The sequence below is a fragment of the Streptomyces sp. NPDC088766 genome (assembly GCF_044750845.1).
Taxonomy (GTDB): domain Bacteria; phylum Actinomycetota; class Actinomycetes; order Streptomycetales; family Streptomycetaceae; genus Streptomyces.
The window spans coordinates 69,647-87,879 of sequence record NZ_JBIVKQ010000024.1 but is presented as its reverse complement, the minus strand read 5'-3'; the positions used below and the strand labels follow the sequence as shown (position 1 = coordinate 87,879).

Here is an 18,233-nt window from a genome sequence, read left to right as displayed (position 1 = left end):
TGTCCTCTCGGCCCTGCCCCACTCCACGGAACGCGAGATACATGACCGTCAACGGCTCAGACGACGTCCTGCTTGTCCACGGCGGAACCCCGCTTCAGGGCGAGATCCGGGTCCGCGGTGCGAAGAACCTCGTACCCAAGGCCATGGTCGCCGCCCTGCTGGGCAGTGAGCCGAGCCGACTGCGCAACGTTCCGGACATCCGTGACGTGCGGGTCGTACGCGGCCTGCTGCAACTGCACGGGGTCACGGTCCGTCCGGGTGAGGAGCCGGGCGAGCTGGTGCTCGACCCGACCTACGTCGAGAGCGCCAACGTCGCCGACATCGATGCCCACGCGGGTTCCAGCCGCATCCCGATCCTGTTCTGCGGCCCGCTGCTGCACCGCCTCGGCCACGCCTTCATCCCGGGCCTGGGCGGCTGCGACATCGGCGGCCGGCCCATCGACTTCCACTTCGACGTGCTGCGGCAGTTCGGCGCGAAGATCGAGAAGCGGGCGGACGGCCAGTACCTGGAGGCCCCGCAGCGGCTGCGCGGCACCAAGATCGTGCTGCCGTACCCGTCCGTCGGCGCGACCGAGCAGGTGCTGCTGACGGCCGTCCTGGCCGAGGGCGTCACGGAACTCGCGAACGCGGCCGTCGAGCCGGAGATCGAGGACCTGATCTGCGTCCTGCAGAAAATGGGCGCCATCATCGCGATGGACACCGACCGCACGATCCGCATCACCGGCGTGGACAAGCTCGGCGGCTACGACCACCGCGCCCTGTCGGACCGCCTGGAGGCCGCCTCCTGGGCGTCCGCGGCGCTGGCGACCGAGGGCGACATCTACGTCCGCGGCGCCCAGCAGCGCTCGATGATGACGTTCCTGAACACCTACCGCAAGGTGGGCGGCGCCTTCCGGATCGACGACGAGGGCATCCGCTTCTGGCACCCCGGCGGCCGGCTGAAGTCGATCGCCCTGGAGACGGACGTCCACCCGGGCTTCCAGACGGACTGGCAGCAGCCGCTCGTCGTCGCCCTCACCCAGGCCACGGGCCTGTCCATCGTCCACGAGACGGTCTACGAGTCGCGGCTGGGCTTCACGTCCGCGCTCAACCAGATGGGCGCCCACATCCAGCTGTACCGCGAGTGCCTGGGCGGTTCGGACTGCCGCTTCGGCCAGCGCAACTTCCTGCACTCGGCGGTCGTGTCCGGCCCGACCAAGCTCCAGGGCGCGGACCTGGTCATCCCCGACCTGCGCGGCGGCTTCTCCTACCTGATCGCCGCCCTCGCGGCCCAGGGCACGTCCCGCGTCCACGGCATCGACCTGATCAACCGCGGCTACGAGAACTTCATGGACAAGCTGATGGAGCTCGGCGCGAAGGTGGAACTGCCGGGCAAGGCGCTCGGATAGCCCAGTCCCGCGCATACGCCGATGGGGCGGCACCCGGTCCGGGTGCCGCCCCATCGGCGTATGTCGACGACGCGCTCGAAGGAGCGCGGGGCACTGCGTGACCGGCGACAGACGGCACGCAGACGCCCCACGGCGCTCTCAGCGGAGCGTCACTTGCCCTTGGCGGCTTCCTTGAGCTTGCTGCCCGCGGAGACCTTGACGCTGTAGCCGGCCGGGATCTGGATCGGGTCGCCGGTCTGCGGGTTGCGCGCGGTGCGAGCGGCACGGTGGGTGCGCTCGAAGGTCAGGAAGCCGGGGATGGTGACCTTCTCGTCGCCCTTGGAGACGATGTCGCCGACGACCTCGGCGAACGCGGCCAGCACGGCGTCGGCGTCCTTGCGGGTCACCTCGGCGCGGTCGGCCAGCGCGGCCACCAGCTCACTGCGGTTCATGTTCTTACTCCCGTGTTCTTCTTGCCGTTGCGGCGTGCCACGCGGCGGAGCCGCATGTTGGGCACAGCGAAGCCGATGCTGCCAGGGTCTTCGGACAGTCCCCGGACCCGGGTCCCTTGTCGGACCCTCGCGCCCAGAGACGCATCCTGCCCCCACCTGCGGCGGGAAAGCCAATCCGGCACCCGCAGGAGTCGTGAGAACACCCTTGGGAGTCACACGGAAAGGCCCACTGACTGGCCGCCCACCCTAGAGGGCGGCCGAGCGCACCGGGTTCCCCGACGCGCCGGTTTCATGACACGTCGTGGCGATCCTCACAGCCCCCGCACACCACGGGATCTCAGGCGGTGACCCCGGCGGCCCTGGCGGCCTCCCGCACGGCCCCGGCCACCGCGCCGGCGACCTTGTCGTTGAAGACGGACGGGATGATGTAGTTGGCGTTCAGCTCGTCCTCGGTCACCACGTCGGCCAGGGCCTTCGCGGCCGCGAGCATCATCTCGGTGTTGACGGTGCGGGACTGGGCGTCCAGCAGGCCGCGGAAGACACCCGGGAAGACCAGCACGTTGTTGATCTGGTTGGGGAAGTCGGAGCGGCCGGTGGCCACCACGGCGGCCGTGCGGCGGGCGACCGCCGGGTCGACCTCGGGGTCGGGGTTCGCGAGCGCGAACACGATCGCGTCGTCGGCCATGGCGGCCACGTCGTCGCCGTCGATGACGTTGGGGGCGGAGACGCCGATGAAGACGTCCGCGCCGTGCACGGCCTCCTTCAGCGTGCCGGTGAGGCCCTCGGGGTTGGTGTTGTCGGCGATCCAGCGCAGCGCCGAGCCGGGGGCCGCGTCGACGAGGTCGGCGCGGCCGGCGTGCACCACGCCGTGGATGTCGGCGACGACGGCGTTCTTCAGGCCGGCCGCGAGCAGCAGCTTGAGGATGGCCGTGCCGGCCGCGCCCGCGCCGGACATGACGACGCGGATGTCCTCGACGGCCTTGCCCGCGACCCGCAGGGCGTTCGTCAGGGCGGCCAGGACCACGATCGCGGTGCCGTGCTGGTCGTCGTGGAAGACGGGGATGTCCAGGGCCTCGCGCAGCCGGGCCTCGATCTCGAAGCAGCGGGGCGCGGAGATGTCCTCGAGGTTGATGCCGGCGAAGCCCGGCGCGATGGCCTTGACGATCTCGACGATGGCGTCGGTGTCCTGGGTGTCCAGGCAGATCGGCCAGGCGTCGATGCCGGCGAACCGCTTGAACAGGGCGGCCTTGCCCTCCATGACCGGCAGCGCGGCCATGGGGCCGATGTTGCCCAGGCCCAGCACGGCCGAGCCGTCCGTCACGACCGCAACGGAGTTGCGCTTGATGGTCAGGCGGCGGGCGTCCTCGGGGTTCTCGGCGATCGCCATGCAGACGCGGGCCACGCCCGGCGTGTAGATCATGGAGAGGTCGTCACGGTTGCGGATCGGGTGCTTGGACGCCATCTCGATCTTGCCGCCGAGGTGCATCAGGAAGGTACGGTCCGAGACCTTGCCCAGCGTCACACCCTCGATGCCGCGCAGCTGTTCGACGATCTCGTCGGCGTGCGCCGTGGAGGTGGCCGCGATCGTCACGTCGATGCGGAGCTTCTCATGGCCGGAAGCCGTGACGTCGAGGCCGGTCACCGAGCCTCCGTGGGACTCGACGGCCCCGGTGAGCTGGGAGACCGCGGTTCCGCTCGCGGGCACCTCCAGCCGGACCGTCATCGAGTAGGAGACGCTGGGCGCCGTTGCCATGGCCGACTTCCTCTGCTTTCACCTGTGACGCTGGATGCCGTTCGATCGTCGCACCTACTGTCGGGTAGGCGTTAGCCGCCCCGGGTTGCGAACGTTGAGTTCACAGCGAAAGAGGCCCACGTCACATGGACGTGGGCCTCTTTCGTCTGTCTGTGACACCGACCCGCCATGCTCGCCTCGCGGCAAGTGGTCGCTCGTGGCGACGAAGGTTGGGCCCGGGGGCTTGGATCGGGCCGGTGTCACGTCCAGGCTAACAAACGGATCCCCGAACGCCATTCCCGTGCGGGGACTTCACAGGAATCAGTCCCTCAGCAGATCGGGCACCCCGTCCCCGTCGGGTTCGTCGCGGTCCGCCGAGACGACCGTCAGCTGCTGGGTCGCCCTGGTCAGCGCCACGTACAGCACCCGCAGACCGGCCGGGGACTCGTCGGCGATCTCGGCCGGGGAGACGACCACCGTCGCGTCGTACTCCAGGCCCTTGGCCTCCAGGCTGCCGAGGGCCACCACGCGGTCGCCGAGTCCGGCGAGCCAGCGGCGGGCCTCCTCGCGACGGTTCATGGCCACGACGACGCCGACGGTGCCGTCGACCCGTTCCAGGAGGCGTTCGGCCTCGGCGCGGACGGTCGCGCCCAGGGTGTCCGCCACCGCGCTGAAGCGCGGGACCACTCCGGTGGAGCGCACCGCCGTCGGGGACTCGGCGCCGGGCATCGCCAGCGCCAGCACCTTCGCGGCCAGCTCGGCGATCTCCGCCGGGTTGCGGTAGTTCACAGTGAGCTGGAAGCGGCGGCGCGGGCGGCTGCCGAGGGCCTCGTCGCGGGCCTGGGCCGCCTCGTCGGGGTCGGACCAGGAGGACTGGGCCGGGTCGCCGACGACCGTCCAGGTGGCGTGCCGGCCGCGGCGGCCGACCATGCGCCACTGCATCGGCGTGAGGTCCTGGGCCTCGTCGACGATGACGTGCGCGTACTCGGTGCGCTCCTGGGCGAGGCGCTCGGCCCGCTCGCGCTGCGACTCCTCGCGCACCGGCATCAGCTCCTCCAGGCCGGTGAGCTGGTCCAGCGGGTCGAGTTCGCGTCTCCTGCGGGGGCGGGCCGGGACGCCGAGGATCGCCTGGAGCTCGTCGAGCATCGCGATGTCGTGCACCGAGTGGCCCTCGCGCTTCAGCGAGCGGGCGACCCTGCGGACCTCACCGGGGTTGAGGATGCGGCGGGCCCAGCGGCCGAGCCGGCGTTCGTCGGCCATGGCGGCGAGGACGGACTTCGGGGTCAGCTCGGGCCACCAGGCGTCGAGGAACGCGATGAAGGAGTCCTCGCCGGTGACGTCCTCGTCGAAGGAGGAGCGCAGTTCGGCGGCCAGCTCGGGGTCGCTGTGCCGGCCGGACGCGCCGGAGCGCTGCCACAGGGCGTCCAGCAGGAGCTTGCGGGCGCGCGGGCGCAGCAGGTTGACCGGCGCGGTGCCGCCGAGGGCGCTCTGCCGGATCCGGTCGAGGTCGCCGGCCTCCAGCTCCAGACGCCGCCCGAAGGCGACCACGCGCAGCCGGTCGGGCGTGCCCGCGGGGGCCTGCGGACGGGCGCCGTCGGTGTCGTCGTCGGTGTCGCCTGCGGGCTCCCCGAACGCGAGCTGCCCGGCCGGCGGGCCGCCGCCCGGCCGCCCCGCTTCGAGCGCCCCGCGCGCGGCCTTCCGCAGCACCTTGAGCATCCGGTACGACCCCTTGGTGCGGGCCACCGCCGGGGAGTCGTAGAGGGTGGCCTGCAGGCCGTCGACGAGGGAGCCGATGGCGCGGATCGCGACCTGGCCCTCCTCACCGAGGGAGGGCAGGACGCCCTCGGTGTACGCGACGAGCAGCGGGGTCGGGGAGACGATCAGGATGCCGCCCGCGTAGCGGCGCCGGTCCTGGTAGAGGAGGTAGGCGGCCCGGTGCAGGGCGACGGCCGTCTTCCCGGTGCCGGGGCCGCCCTCGACGTAGGTGACGGAGGCGGCGGGAGCACGGATGACCATGTCCTGCTCGGCCTGGATGGAGGCGACGATGTCGCGCATGGTGTGGCTGCGGGCCTGGCCGAGGGCGGCCATGAGGGCGCCGTCGCCGATGACGGACAGTTCCCGGCCGTCGAGGCTGGCCGTGAGCTGCGGCCGCATCAGGTCGTCCTCCACGCCGAGGACGCGGCGCCCCTTGGACCGGATGACCCGGCGGCGCACGACCCGGCCGGGGTCGACCGGCGTGGACCGGTAGAACGGGGCGGCGGCCGGGGCCCGCCAGTCGATGACGAGCGGGGCGTAGTCCTCGTCGAGGACCCCGATGCGCCCGATGTGGAGGGTCTCGGCGATGTCGGCGGTGTTGTCGTCGCGGATCGCGCCGTCGGCGGGTTCCACGGCGGTGTAGGCGCCGTCGGGGCCCTTCTTTCCGTCCTTGCCGGGGAGCAGGTCGATCCGGCCGAAGAGGAAGTCCTCGAACTCGTTGTTGAGGCGGTTGAGGTGGACCCCCGCCCGGAACACCTGGGCGTCCCGCTCGGCCAGGGCGCCGGGCGTGCCGACCTGGCCGCGGCGGGCCGCGTCGTGCATGAGGAACTCGGCCTCGTGGATCTTCTCCTCGAGGCGCCGGTACACCCGGTCCAGGTGTTCCTGTTCGACGCTGATCTCACGGTCACGAACTGAGTCCTGAACCGAGTCGACCGCGGTTTCCTGCTGAGCCTGAGCGGCCACCGGGCCCCCTTCTGACGTGCTGGGCAGCCGTCAACCGTACGCGAAGGGGGCCACTGCGGGCTACGGCGCGTCGACCTCGACGAGCTTCTTCCCGTCGAAGGTCATGACCTCGAAGTGGTCGATCTCGTTCGGGGTGAGCGCGGCGCCGCCCTGGACGTAGAGCGGGTTCTTGGCCTGTTCGGTCTTGGCGTTGGGCAGGCCGTAGCCCCACTCGGGGACGGACCAGGACGCGACGGTCTCCCGTTCGCCGTTCTTGCCGACGGCGATGAGCGAGCACTTGTTGGGTCCCGCCACGTTCTTCAGCTCGACGACGGCCTCGGTGCCCCAGGCCTTCTCGCCCATGGCGACGGTCGCGGTGACCTTGGTGCCCGGGTCGGTGCCCGTGACCTTGTCGGAGAGCGTCCCGAAGACCGACTTCGCGGGGCTCGCGCCCGCCTCGACGCCGGTGCGGCCGCCGCTGTCGCCGCCGCCGGCCGCCACGGCCACGAGCGGGCCGCCGATGATCAGCGCGACACCCGCCGCGATCATGTACATGCTGCGCCGACGCTTCTGGGCGCGGCGGTCGGAGACCTCGACGACGAGCTTCTCGACCAGTCGCGGGCCCGGCTTCGCGGACAGGGACTCGCCGATCGCGGGGGTCCCGGCGCCCGGCAGGTCCGCGAGCGCGGCCAGCATCGGTTCCATCCCGGCGAGTTCGTCGAGTTGCTGGGCGCACCACTCGCACCCGGCGAGATGCGCCTCGAAAGCGGTTGCCTCGGCGTCGTCGAGGATCCCGAGGGCGTAGGCGCCCACGGTCTCGTGTTCGCTCGGGCTCGGAGATCCCTGCACAGCTCCCTGCATGGGGCCAGACATACCCGAACCACCCGTTCCGAATCCCCCGTAAACACTCATCACGCCGTCACCCCCCGCTCCTCGAGAGCCAGCTTCATCGACCGCAGGGCGTAGAAGACCCGTGAGCGCACGGTGCCACTGGGTATGCCCAGCGTCTCGGCCGCCTCGTTGACGGTACGCCCCTTGAAATACGTCTCGACGAGCACCTCCCGGTGGGCCGGGGTCAGGTCGTCGAGAGCATCCGACAGCGTCATCAGCCACAGCGCCTTGTCGATCTCGTCCTCCGCGGGGATGACCTCCAGCGGCGACGGGTCGACCTCCTGCGGCCGGGCCTGCCGGCTGCGGTGGCCGTCGATGACGATGCGACGTGCGACCGTCACCAGCCAGGGGCGTACCGATCCGGTCGCCCGGTTGAGCTGACCGGCGTTCTTCCAGGCACGGATGAGTGTCTCCTGCACGACGTCCTCGGCGCGCTGCCGGTCACCGGCAACCAGTCGCAGGACGTACGCGAGAAGGGGTCCGGCATGCTCCCGATACAGAGCGCGCATCAGCTCCTCATCGGGCTCCGAGGGCTGGGACATGCGATGTCGGGCCCTCGATCCACGTTCATTGGCCACGGCCGCATCCTTGCGCACGCCCACCTCCGGTGTCCGGGGGTTCCCCCGAGTCGGTCGCTCCCCCACCGGTACGGACACGGTCCGGCGAGTGTTCAAACCGGAGTGACAGATTTCTGCGAGGTGACATGACAAGAGGAACATGAAGGCACATTCCCGCCCCTCTTTCTTTACATTTCCCCCACACGAGCGAGGCGGCGGCGGGCTGCCCGGAGACGCGGGCAGGTAAACGACGTGTAATCGAAATCACTTCGACGGCACTTCGGCGACACGGGTACGAACACCCCATAGCGGACGGCCCACTTGCCGCTCGGCGACGGTCAGGTACGCGCGAGCGCCGTGCGTCGGCGGTGCCGGGCGACCCGTTCGCGGTTCCCGCAGACCTCGCTGGAACACCAGCGCCTGCGCCGCCCGCGGGACGTGTCGACGTAGACGATCGGGCAGTTGTCCCCCGCGCACTGCCGCAGGGCCGCCCTCGCGACGGGATCGGTCAGCAGTGACACCGCGTCGCGGGCGACCACCGCGAGCAGCGCCGCGCACTCCGGCTCCCCCTCCAACTCCCGCACCAGCCCGCCGTCCTGCGCGCGTACGGCACGGGGGACCGGGGGCGCGGCACGGGCGACGGCGTTGACGTGCGCGAGGGCGGCACCGTACGCAGGCCGCGTCTCGCCGGTGAGCCACCCGGACACCAAGTGGCCGACACCGGAACGCAGTTCCCGGAAGGCGGACGGCCAGGAGGGACCGGCGTGGGTCAGCGGCGTGCCGGGCGGCACGAGACCGGACCCGCTGATCCAGGCACACAACGGCGGCAGGGCGTCGAGCCGTTCGAGGGGGTGGGCGGTGGCGAGCAGGTCCAGGCAGATCCGCCCGGCGTCGAAGCGGAGGTCGTGGGGGGACGTGCCCGTACCCAGTGCCATGTGCCGGTCACCACCGAGAAGAGGCTGACGGAGGAAGCGTCACCTTTCACAGTGCGGGGTGGGAACGGCTCCCCGGAAGACCCCGAACCGGACGGGGGTGTCTTCCAGCCCGACGATTGCCTGGAGACGCCGGTCCGGACATCCCACCCCGTCCCGCAGTTCCTCCCCAGCACCGGTCCGGACATCCCACCCCGTCCCGCAGTTCCTCCTCAACGCCGGTCCGGACATCCCACCCCGTCCCGCAGTTCCTCCCCAGCACCGGTCCGGACATCTCAGCCCGTCCGGCGTTTGAGGACGAGGCCGTTCAGGCCGAAGCGGGGGCCCGGGGGCGGCAGCCCCCGTGACGGGGGCCCGGGGGCGCAGCCCCCGTGACGGCCACCCGAACCCCGGTTCACCCCTCACCCGTCCGCATACTTCGCATCGGCCGCAGGGTCCAGCGCCAGCCGGTACCCCCGCTTCACCACCGTCTGGATCAGTTTCGGCGTCCCGAGGGCGGTCCGGAGCCGGGCCATCGCCGTCTCCACGGCGTGCTCGTCCTTCCCCGCCCCGGGCAGCGCCCGCAGCAGGTCGGCGCGCGGGACGACCCAGCCCGGCCGTCGGGCCAGCGTCCGCAGCAGGGACATCCCGGCGGGCGGTACGGGCTTGAGGCAGCCGTCGACCAGCACGGCGTGCCCCCGGATCTCCATCCGGTGGCCGGCGACGGGCAATGTGCGGGCCCGGCCGGGCAGTTCCGTGCACAGCAGTTGCACGAGGGGTCCGAGCCGGAACCGTTCGGGCGAGACGGTGTCCACCCCGCGCGCCTGCAGGGGCAGTGCGGTGACCGGGCCGACGCAGGCGGGGAGGACGTCGTGGTGCAGGGCGGCGAGCAGTTCGGGGAGCAGCCCGCGTTCCTCGGCGCGGGACAGCAGGGAGGCGGCGGCGGGCGCGCTGGTGAAGGTGACCGCGTCCAGGCCGCGCGAGACGGTGGCGTCCAGCAACCGGTCGAGGGGCGAGATGTCCTCCGGCGGCATCCACCGGTACACGGGCACGCCCACGACCTCCGCTCCCCCGGCCCGCAGCGCCTCCACGAAGCCGGGCAGCGGTTCGCCGTGCAGCTGGACGGCGACGCGCCGGCCCTCGACGCCCTCCTCCAGCAGCCGGTCGAGGACTTCGGCCATCGACTCGCTGGACGGCGACCAGTCCTCGGTGAGCCCGGCGGCGCGGATGGCGCCCTTGACCTTGGGGCCGCGGGCGAGGAGTTCGACGCCGCCGAGGCGGGCGATCAGCTGTTCGCCGAGCCCCCAGCCGTCGGCGGCCTCCACCCAGCCCCGGAAGCCGATGGCGGTGGTGGCGACCACGACGTCGGGTGCCTGGTCGAGGAGGTCCTTGGTGGTGGCGAGGAGTTCGCCGTCGTCGGCGAGCGGCACGATCCGCAGGGCGGGCGCGTGCAGCACCGCCGCCCCGCGCCGCCGGAGCAGCGCCCCGAGCTCGTCGGCGCGGCGCGCGGCGGTCACCCCCACCGTGAAGCCGGCGAGGGGCCCGTGCTGCTCGGCGTCCTGGCCGTCCGGGTCGTGGTCCGGTCGCTGCTGTTGCTGCTCGTACATAACTCTCGTCCCGCAGTGGAGTCGTATGGACCTACATGCCGAGCGAGCCTGCCAATGGTGCGTGACAGGCTCGGTTCGGCTTCGTGTCGCCGGTGTTACGTCATACCTCGGCGTAGCTGAGCTGTGGCTTCGCCTCAGATGCGGTCCCGGTGGTGGTGGTGCGGCCGGCCGGGCGACGAAGGTATACGGCCCAGGTGACCACGAAGCACACGCCGTAGAAGGCGAGGAAGGCCACGAAGGCGCCGGTGCCGGTGCCGTAGGAGAGGAAGGACTGCCGGAAGGCGAGGTTGATGGCGACGCCGCCCAGTGCGCCGACGGCTCCGATGAGTCCCATGGAGGCGCCGGAGAGCCGGCGTCCGTGGGCGGCCGCCTCTTCGCCCACGAGCCCCTTCGCGACGGCCTTCGCCTGGAAGATGCCGGGGATCATCTTGTACGTCGACCCGTTGCCGAGCCCGGTGAGGACGAACAGGACGACGAAGACGCAGACGAACAGCGGCAGCGACTTCCGCATGCTGGCGAAGACCAGGACGGCGGTGGCGGCGGCCATGCCGACGTAGTTGTAGAGGGTGATGCGGGCCCCGCCGTAGCGGTCGGCGAGCCAGCCGCCGACGGGACGGATGAGGGAGCCGAGGAGCGGGCCGATGAAGGTGAGGTAGGCGGCCTGGAGGGGCGTACGGCCGAACTGGTTGGTGAGCACCTGCCCGAAGGCGAAGGAGTACCCGATGAACGACCCGAACGTCCCGATGTAGAGGAAGGACATGATCCAGGTGTGGCCGTCCTTCGCGGCGTCGATCGCGGCGCCGGTGTCGTTCTTCACGGACGCCAGGTTGTCCATGTACAGGGCGGCGAGGGTGGCGGCGACCAGGATCAGCGGGATGTAGATCCCGAGCAGCACGCGGGGCCCGCCGCTCGCGCCGATGACCGCGAGGGCGACCAGCTGGATCACCGGCACGCCGATGTTGCCGCCGCCCGCGTTGAGGCCGAGCGCCCAGCCCTTCTTGCGGAGCGGGAAGAAGGCGTTGATGTTGGTCATCGAGGAGGCGAAGTTGCCGCCGCCGACGCCGGCCAGCAGGCCCACGAGGAGGAAGGTGCCGAACGAGGTGCCCGGCTCCATCACCGTGAACGCCGCGGTGGCGGGGACGAGCAGCATGGCGGCGGAGATGATCGTCCAGTTCCGTCCGCCGAACACCGCGACGGCGAAGGTGTACGGCACGCGGACGACGGCGCCGACGAGGGTCACCATCGAGGTGAGCAGGAACTTGTCGGCGGGGGTGAGGCCGTACTCCGGGCCCATGAAGAGCACCAGCACCGACCACAGGGTCCAGATCGAGAACCCGATGTGCTCGGAGAGGACGGAGAAGACGAGGTTGCGCCGGGCGATCTTCTCGCCCTTGGTGTTCCAGAAGGCCTCGTTCTCCGGGTCCCACTCCTCGATCCAGCGGCTCCCCTTCTTGGCGGAGGCCGAGGCGGTGCTCGGGTCGGTCGGGGGTGCGGGGGCTGTACCAGGGGCTGTCATGACGCCTCCACGTGCTCCGGGGCTCGGGTGGTTCGCGGGGATGAGCGGTGATGAGTCCCGAAGGTAGGGAGGGCGCGTTTCCGGTCTGTGGCTGTGGGTGACCGGAAGGGAACGTTGCTCTCACCTTGCGCGAGGGCGTCATGAGAGGTGGGGCACGCCAGGTCGGTCCCGGTGGGCCCCCGGGCGTCCGTCCGGCCAGATCCTCGGGCGTCTCCCGGCCGCCAGGTCCTCCACCCAGCCGAAACAGACGACGCAGCCCGCGGTGAGCAGCCAGACGGCCGGCAGCTGGGGCCAGGGGCTCACCAGGATCCAGTGGGCGTCCGTCTCCAGGACGCCGATGTTCCACAGGCGGTCCCAGAGCGTCTCCACGACGACGATGCACACGTTGTGCCAGAGGTAGATCGTCACGGCACGTGCGTTGAGCAGGGTGATCAGCCGGTCCCAGCGGCGCAGGCGGCGGGGCCACTCGTGCCACGCGGGGCTGAGGTGCAGGAGGAGGAGGACGGCCGCGAAGGACCACAGGGCCTGTGCGAACGGCATGTCGTCGAGGTCGTGCCCCGTCCTGAGGTCCTGGGTGAGGGCGTACCAGAGGCCGGCGCACGCCACCACCGGCGCGAGGGAGGGGACGACGTACCGGGGCAGCCGGCGCAGGACGCCCTCCTGGTGGGCCATGCCGAGCAGCCAGCACGCGCCGAACGCGCCGAAGTCGCTGAGCGCCGACTCCAGCCGCCAGCCGGGGACGGTCGGCAGGCCGGCCTCCAGGGCGGCCGACAGCGCGAGGGGCGCGAGGACCGTCGGCCAGGGCGCGGCCCGCAGGGCGCGCAGCAGCAGCGGGGACAGCAGTACGAACCAGAGGTAGGCGCGCAGGTACCACAGGGGTACGCCCACGGCGACCGCCCAGTCCTCGCCGATCAGCCCGGGGATGCCCGGCAGGCCCTCGCCGTAGGGCGGGTCGCTCAGCGGGAGGACCCAGAAGGCGAGATGGAGCCACCACCAGCCGGGGTGGCCCTCCTCGCCCGGGCCCCAGCCGCCGAGCAGCATGCCCGTGACGCCCACCGCGCCGAGCAGCCACAGGGGCGGCAGGAGGCGGCGGAGCCGGCCGCGGACGACGTCGGTCGCGGGACGACGGCGCAGGGAGCGGGCCATGAGGTTGCCGGCCAGGGCGAACATCACGCCCATGGAGGGGAAGACGACGGGCAGCCAGGCCCAGCCCATGAGGTGGTAGAAGATCACGCGGAACAGGGCGACGGCGCGCAGGAGGTCGAAGTAGCGGTCGCGGGAGGCCGGTTCGCGCGGTGTCTCGCGTACTTCTTGTGACGCCCGGTCCTTGCGGCCCGTCTCGGCCGGTGTCCGCGTGGGGAGGCCGGCGGGACGGGTGCTCATCGGGTCGGAGGGCCGGATGCTCATCGGGCCGCCCCCTCTTCCACGGCGGGCCGCGTCTCCTCGGCGGGCGGGGCCGCCACCTGGCCCGTCCGTCGCAGTTTCTGCCAGCGCAGCCGGCCGCCGGTGAGGGCGGTGATCCAGGACTGGAGCAGGACGATGTACATGAGCTGGCGGTAGAGGAGCTGTTGCAGGGGCAGCGAGATCAGCGGGGTCAGGCGCTCCCGGTCCAGGACGAAGGCGTAGGCCGCGCAGGCCGCCTGGACGGCCAGGACGCCGAACCAGGCCGCGATCGTCCTCCCCGTCGGGCCGAACAGCAGTCCGTAGACCAGGAACAGGTCGATCAGGGGCGCCAGCAGCGGGGCGACGACCATGAACAGGGAGACCAGGGGCAGACCGACCCGGCCGAAGCGGCCCGAGGGGCCCCGTTCCAGCAGGGCGCGGCGGTGCTTCCAGATGGCCTGCATGGTGCCGTAGCACCAGCGGTAGCGCTGGGACCACAGTTGCTGGACCGACTCCGGGGCCTCGGTCCAGGCGCGGGCCTTCTCGGCGTACACCACCTTCCAGCCGTCGCGGTGCAGCGCCATGGTGATGTCGGTGTCCTCGGCGAGGGTGTCGTCGCTCATGCCGCCGACCCGCTCCAGGGCGGTGCGGCGGAACGCGCCGACCGCGCCGGGGATGGTCGGCATGCAGCCCAGGACGTCGTACATGCGGCGGTCGAGGTTGAAGCCCATGACGTACTCGATGTGCTGCCAGGCGCCGATGAGGGTGTCCTTGTTGCCGACCTTGGCGTTGCCGGCGACGGCGCCGACGCGCGGGTCGGCGAAGGGCTGCACCAGCTCGCGGACGGTGGAGGGCTCGAAGACGGTGTCGCCGTCCATCATCACGATGAGGTCGTGCCGGGCGCTCGCGATGCCCCGGTTGAGGGCGGCGGGTTTGCCGGCGTTCGGCTGGCGGACGACGCGTACGCCGGGCAGGCCCAGGTCCTCCACGATGCGGGCGGTGCCGTCGGAGGAGCCGTCGTCGACGACGAGGATCTCCACGGGGTGGTCGCTCCTGACCAGGGAACGGACCGTGTTCTCGATGCACTTGGCCTCGTTGTACGCCGGGACCAGCACCGACACCGGTGCGGTGACCGGTGCGTCGGGGCCCCGCACGAAGTCGGCGCGGCGGGTGCGACGGGTGTGGACGGCGGACAGCAGCAGCATCAGGCCGAAGCGGGCGAGGACGAGGAAGCCGATGACGGCGAGGCCCACGACGAGCACGCCGGTGAGGTCGTCGGCGGCGGTGACCAGGGCGGTCCAGGCGCGTCCCTTCCACAGTTCGAGGCCGCCGACCTCGGTGTGCGCGCTGGGCGCGTCGAGCGCCTCGGTGAGGTTCTCGAACGCGTAGCCCTCCCCCTTGAGCCGGGGGAGGTAGGTGTCGAGGGCCCGGACCGTCTGGCTGCGGTCGCCGCCGGAGTCGTGCATCAGGACGATCGCGCCCCTGCCGTCGGCGGGCGTGGCGTTGCGGATGATCTGCGCGACGCCCGGCCTGCGCCAGTCCTCGCTGTCGTCGCCGGTGAGGACGGTGAGGTAGCCGCGGCTGCCGACGTACCGGGTCACCGGCCAGGTGTTGTTGTCCAGGGCGGAGGCGGTGGAGGAGTACGGCGGGCGGAACAGGGAGGTGCGGATGCCCGCGGCGCCGGCGAGGGCGAGCTGGTTCTGGGTCAGCTCCCAGTCGATGCGCTTCTTCGACTGGTAGGAGAGGTCGGGGTGGTTGAAGGTGTGCAGTCCGATCTCGTGGCCCTCGTCGACCATGCGCCGCACGAGGTCCGGGTGGCGGCTGGCCATCGTGCCGGTGATGAAGAAGACGGCGTGCGCGCGGTGCTTCTTCAGGACGTCGAGGACCTGCGGCGTCCAGCGGGGGTCGGGGCCGTCGTCGAAGGTGAGGACGATCCGGTGGTCCGGGACGTCGATGCTGGTGGCCCGGCCGCCGCGGGTGTCGACGACGGGACCGCCGTCGAGGATCGCCTGCGGCACCCGGTCGGCGGCGGCGTCCGGGCGGACGCGGTGGTCGGCGAGGACCTCGCTGTGCACGTAGCCGCGCAGCAGGAGCATCGCCATCATCGCGAACAGCACCACGAGGGGCAGCAGATGGCGCAGGGGTGGCCGCAGGCGTCTGCGGGCGCGGGCCCGGCCCCGGCCGGCACGGCGTCCGGCCGCGGGCGGCCGCGGTGCGCCGCCCTGCTCGTCGTCGTGGTCGTACGCGGCCGGGGCCGGGGCCGGGCCGTGCGCGGGGTGGGCTGGATGTCCGGCGGACCTTCGGGTCGCGGGCCGGCTGCTGCGTGGAGCCATGAGGAACGTTCTTTCGGGGACGAGGACGGGCCGGCCGGACGCCGGAAGGGGACGGGGACGGGGACGGCGGTGCCGGATGCGACGGCGGTGCCGGGCACGGCGGTGCCGATGGGCTGGTGGGTCTGGAGGCTCCGACGGGTCCGGAGGCGGGCCGGACCGTGGTGTCGGGTCCGACGGCCGTACGGGTGAACCGGCGCCAAGGCGCGTCGGGACCGGGCGTCGGCAGCCTTACGGGGCGGGCCGCGGGCAGGCGGAGGCCGGCGCGGCCGGTCCGGCCGGCCTGCCGGATCCGCCGGCCGCTCCACGGGTGCGCGCGAGGGCGCGGGCACGACCGGCGAGGTCGGACGAGGCAGGACGAGGTTCAGGAGATGGTGCTGGACACCGTGACCTGATCGGAGGCGTCGTCGGGACCGGAGGACGACGACGGGAACGGACCCGGCTCGGGTGCGGAGCCGGTTCCCGGATCGGCACCCGAGGCCGCGGCCGTACCGGTCTCCTCACCGGAGCCGGCGCCGGAGCCGGACCCCGAACCGGAGCCGGAACCGGAGCCCGAACCAGACCCCGAACCGGAGCCCGAACCCGAACCGCCCCCCGGTTCCGACCCGGCGACCACCGGATCCGCCGCACCCCCCGCCACCGTGGTGCCCGCGTCGCCCGCCGGGGAGGGCGAGGGCGGCGGGGTGGGTTCCGCGGTGGCGGACGGGGACGGCTCGGGCGGCGGCGGAGGCGCGGCCGGGCTGCTGGACGCCGGGGCAGGGGGCTCGCTCGTGAGGGCCGGGCCGGGCCGGCCGGAGCCGCCGGGCAGGGGCCGCGGCGCGGCGGCGGACCTGCTCGGCAGCACGACGGCACTGCCCGAGACGCTGGGTGCCGCGCCCGTACCCGAGGGGAGCACAGCGGGTCCGGAGGCGGTGCGGCCGGGGCGGCCGGGCGCGGCGAAGCCGGGCGGCGTCGGGGTGAGCGAGGAGCTGGGCTCGTCGGAGGTCTCGACCCGGGCGGCCGGCTCGTCGTCGTTCTGGCCCGGCACCGGCAGCCAGGGCGCACCGGCGTTCCCGGACAGGAGGGTGGCGACGATGACGACGGCGTAGGTGGCGCAGGCGAGTCCGACGGCGATGCCGATCCGGCGGAAGGTGCGGCTGCGGCGGCCGGACTCGTCGACGAACACGGGTGCGTCGGAGGCGTCCGGGCCGCCGCCGCGCGGGCCCGTCCCCCGGTGCGGGAAGTCGAGCCGGACGGTCACCTCGTCGGGGTCGTCGCCCTCGGCGTCCGTGCCGGGCAGGAGGACGGACGCTTCTGCGGCCTCCTGCCAGGGGTCCTGGAGCCCACCGCTCGGCCGTTCGTTTTCGGAAAGGCCGTTCGAGGTCGACGGCCGGCCGGTCTGCCCCGACTCGTCCCGGTATCCGGTCGGCGTTCCGCCGCCCGCCCCGAGGCCGGCACCCAGGAGGACATCCTGGCCGCCGTGCTCCGGCCCGCCCCTCACGGGTTGCCGTGCACCGCCTGGAAACTCCTGGACATCCCCCTTCACGGCCGGTGCTTCTCCGGTCGGTGATGCCGCTCCCGGCCACTCCGGTTGGGCACCTTCCCGCCAATTCTTCACGTGTGCGTTTCCCCCCACGGGACACCACGGGTCAGTTCCTGGATGCGCTTGAGACGACGAGCACATGCCGACGAAACCGGGCCCCCACCCGGTCGGCGCACCCCTGTGACCCCAGCGTGCTCAGGGCGACGAATCTAGCGCAGGCGCGGGGTCGATGTGTGCGATGTCTCTTTTATGGGTACACGCCATGTTCATGTCTATGGCCGAAATCCATCCACCGTCGGGACGCTCCAACCAGCCCTCCGCGAACCCGAGTTCGACCGCCGCACGGCGCAGCACCTCGAGCGCCGGATGGACCAGCCCCTTTCGCCACACCAGCGACACGGGGGACAGCGGGACCGGGTCGACGAGGGGTCGCAGCACCGCTCCGGGCATGGCCGGAAAACCTACTACCGCGAGGATCGGAAAGGGGTCCTTGGCCATGATCCGGCGGAACTCCTCCTCCCCCACGGCGAGCGGGACGGGCGGCGCGATCTCGATGCCGCGCCCCTCGAACAGGAGCCGGGCGAGGTCGGTCCACTCCGGCGTCCGCGGGTTCCCCGCGCCCGCGTACACCCGCTCCCCCGCCAGCGCGGACAGCGGCACCCGGGCCGCCGACGCCAGCGGGTGCCCCTCGGGCAGCAGGACCGCCATCGGCTCGTAGCGCACGAGCTGGTGGTCCAACTGGGCGCGCAGCACCGGGCTCAGGCCCGCGTAACGGCCGAACGACGCGTCCAGCCGGCCCGCGGCGATCTCCACGGCCGCACCGGTCAGACCGCTCTCGAAGCGGGCCATCAGCTCGTGCTCGGGGGCGAGTTCACGGGCCCGGTGCAGCACCCGGCGGCCGGTGGCCAGCCCCGGGGAGTTCAGGTCGACCAGGAGGGGCCGGGCCGGGCCGAACGCGGCGCGCAGGTCGTCCAGCGCGCGGAGGACCGCGCGCGCGTGGGGCACCAGCCGCTCGCCCTCGGCGGTGAGCGTCACCTGCCGGGTGGTCCGCAGGAAGAACTCGGCGCCCAGCTCGCGCTCCAGCCGCCGCACGTCCCGGCTGAGGGCCTGCTGGGCGACGTGGAGGCGGGTCGCGGCGCGCGTGAAGTGGAGTTCCTCGGCGACGGCGAGGAAGGCGCGCAGCAGGCGGGGGTCGACATGAGCGGGCATCCGGCGAATTTACAACGGGGGTGGGTGAATCGGTTCCGAACAGGTGTTGGACCCCGTGA

13 protein-coding genes are annotated in these 18,233 nt (G+C 72.3%); 1 reads left to right on the top strand and 12 read right to left on the bottom strand.

What is annotated here, in order from left to right; genetic code table 11:
* Positions 1 to 41 precede the first annotated feature (41 nt).
* The gene (gene murA, locus ACIP5W_RS28055; RefSeq protein WP_366059017.1) at positions 42 to 1,388 is read left to right on the top strand and encodes a UDP-N-acetylglucosamine 1-carboxyvinyltransferase; all 1,347 of its coding nucleotides are present in this window, start codon (positions 42 to 44) and stop codon (positions 1,386 to 1,388) included.
* Positions 1,389 to 1,537: 149 nt separating this feature from the next.
* Here murA and ACIP5W_RS28050 read toward each other — a convergent pair whose 3' ends face one another.
* From ACIP5W_RS28050 to ACIP5W_RS27995, 12 genes are all read right to left on the bottom strand, one after another.
* Positions 1,538 to 1,819 carry an HU family DNA-binding protein gene (locus ACIP5W_RS28050; RefSeq protein ID WP_004000874.1) on the bottom strand — a complete coding sequence of 94 codons (282 nt, stop codon included), beginning with the start codon at positions 1,817 to 1,819 and terminating at the stop codon, positions 1,538 to 1,540.
* Positions 1,820 to 2,156: 337 nt separating this feature from the next.
* The gene (locus ACIP5W_RS28045) at positions 2,157 to 3,572 is read right to left on the bottom strand and encodes an NAD-dependent malic enzyme (RefSeq protein ID WP_401479227.1); all 1,416 of its coding nucleotides are present in this window, start codon (positions 3,570 to 3,572) and stop codon (positions 2,157 to 2,159) included.
* Between the two features lie 300 nt (positions 3,573 to 3,872).
* Positions 3,873 to 6,269: a HelD family protein gene (locus ACIP5W_RS28040; protein WP_401479224.1), complete on the bottom strand. Its 2,397-nt coding sequence runs from the start codon at positions 6,267 to 6,269 to the stop codon at positions 3,873 to 3,875.
* A gap of 60 nt (positions 6,270 to 6,329) precedes the next feature.
* The gene (locus tag ACIP5W_RS28035; protein ID WP_401479221.1) at positions 6,330 to 7,109 is read right to left on the bottom strand and encodes an anti-sigma factor family protein; all 780 of its coding nucleotides are present in this window, start codon (positions 7,107 to 7,109) and stop codon (positions 6,330 to 6,332) included.
* Positions 7,110 to 7,159: 50 nt separating this feature from the next.
* Positions 7,160 to 7,681 carry a sigma-70 family RNA polymerase sigma factor gene (locus tag ACIP5W_RS28030; RefSeq protein WP_010039908.1) on the bottom strand — a complete coding sequence of 174 codons (522 nt, stop codon included), beginning with the start codon at positions 7,679 to 7,681 and terminating at the stop codon, positions 7,160 to 7,162.
* A gap of 353 nt (positions 7,682 to 8,034) precedes the next feature.
* Positions 8,035 to 8,631: a CGNR zinc finger domain-containing protein gene (locus ACIP5W_RS28025; RefSeq protein ID WP_401479218.1), complete on the bottom strand. Its 597-nt coding sequence runs from the start codon at positions 8,629 to 8,631 to the stop codon at positions 8,035 to 8,037.
* A gap of 398 nt (positions 8,632 to 9,029) precedes the next feature.
* Entirely contained in the window at positions 9,030 to 10,214 is a 1,185-nt protein-coding gene (locus ACIP5W_RS28020; protein ID WP_401479215.1) for a uroporphyrinogen-III synthase, read from the bottom strand.
* A gap of 100 nt (positions 10,215 to 10,314) precedes the next feature.
* On the bottom strand, positions 10,315 to 11,730 hold the full coding sequence (locus tag ACIP5W_RS28015; protein WP_401479212.1) for a nitrate/nitrite transporter: 1,416 nt from the start codon (positions 11,728 to 11,730) through the stop codon (positions 10,315 to 10,317).
* Between the two features lie 138 nt (positions 11,731 to 11,868).
* Positions 11,869 to 13,137 carry an acyltransferase family protein gene (locus ACIP5W_RS28010; protein ID WP_401479209.1) on the bottom strand — a complete coding sequence of 423 codons (1,269 nt, stop codon included), beginning with the start codon at positions 13,135 to 13,137 and terminating at the stop codon, positions 11,869 to 11,871.
* Complete coding sequence (locus tag ACIP5W_RS28005) at positions 13,134 to 15,218, bottom strand: bifunctional polysaccharide deacetylase/glycosyltransferase family 2 protein (RefSeq protein ID WP_401479391.1); 2,085 nt, start codon at positions 15,216 to 15,218, stop codon at positions 13,134 to 13,136. Before ACIP5W_RS28005 ends, ACIP5W_RS28010 begins: the two co-directional genes overlap by 4 nt.
* A gap of 589 nt (positions 15,219 to 15,807) precedes the next feature.
* Positions 15,808 to 16,923, bottom strand: coding sequence for a translation initiation factor IF-2 (locus tag ACIP5W_RS28000; protein ID WP_401479206.1), 1,116 nt, complete (start codon positions 16,921 to 16,923; stop codon positions 15,808 to 15,810).
* Between the two features lie 237 nt (positions 16,924 to 17,160).
* A complete protein-coding gene (locus ACIP5W_RS27995) occupies positions 17,161 to 18,174 on the bottom strand; it encodes a LysR family transcriptional regulator (protein ID WP_401479203.1) in 1,014 nt (337 codons plus the stop codon).
* Between the last annotated feature and the right edge of the window lie 59 nt (positions 18,175 to 18,233).

What these genes read in the sequence shown, in the direction of transcription:
- ACIP5W_RS28030 (WP_010039908.1), bottom strand. Translation starts at nt 7,681, where the DNA reads ATGTCCCAGCCCTCGGAGCCCGATGAGGAGCTGATGCGCGCTCTGTAT.
- ACIP5W_RS28005 (WP_401479391.1), bottom strand. Translation starts at nt 15,218, where the DNA reads ATGATGGCGATGCTCCTGCTGCGCGGCTACGTGCACAGCGAGGTCCTC.
- ACIP5W_RS28015 (WP_401479212.1), bottom strand. Translation starts at nt 11,730, where the DNA reads ATGACAGCCCCTGGTACAGCCCCCGCACCCCCGACCGACCCGAGCACC.
- ACIP5W_RS28035 (WP_401479221.1), bottom strand. Translation starts at nt 7,109, where the DNA reads ATGCAGGGAGCTGTGCAGGGATCTCCGAGCCCGAGCGAACACGAGACC.
- ACIP5W_RS27995 (WP_401479203.1), bottom strand. Translation starts at nt 18,174, where the DNA reads ATGCCCGCTCATGTCGACCCCCGCCTGCTGCGCGCCTTCCTCGCCGTC.
- ACIP5W_RS28050 (WP_004000874.1), bottom strand. Translation starts at nt 1,819, where the DNA reads ATGAACCGCAGTGAGCTGGTGGCCGCGCTGGCCGACCGCGCCGAGGTG.
- ACIP5W_RS28010 (WP_401479209.1), bottom strand. Translation starts at nt 13,137, where the DNA reads ATGAGCATCCGGCCCTCCGACCCGATGAGCACCCGTCCCGCCGGCCTC.
- ACIP5W_RS28020 (WP_401479215.1), bottom strand. Translation starts at nt 10,214, where the DNA reads ATGTACGAGCAGCAACAGCAGCGACCGGACCACGACCCGGACGGCCAG.
- ACIP5W_RS28045 (WP_401479227.1), bottom strand. Translation starts at nt 3,572, where the DNA reads ATGGCAACGGCGCCCAGCGTCTCCTACTCGATGACGGTCCGGCTGGAG.
- murA (WP_366059017.1), top strand. Translation starts at nt 42, where the DNA reads ATGACCGTCAACGGCTCAGACGACGTCCTGCTTGTCCACGGCGGAACC.
- ACIP5W_RS28025 (WP_401479218.1), bottom strand. Translation starts at nt 8,631, where the DNA reads ATGGCACTGGGTACGGGCACGTCCCCCCACGACCTCCGCTTCGACGCC.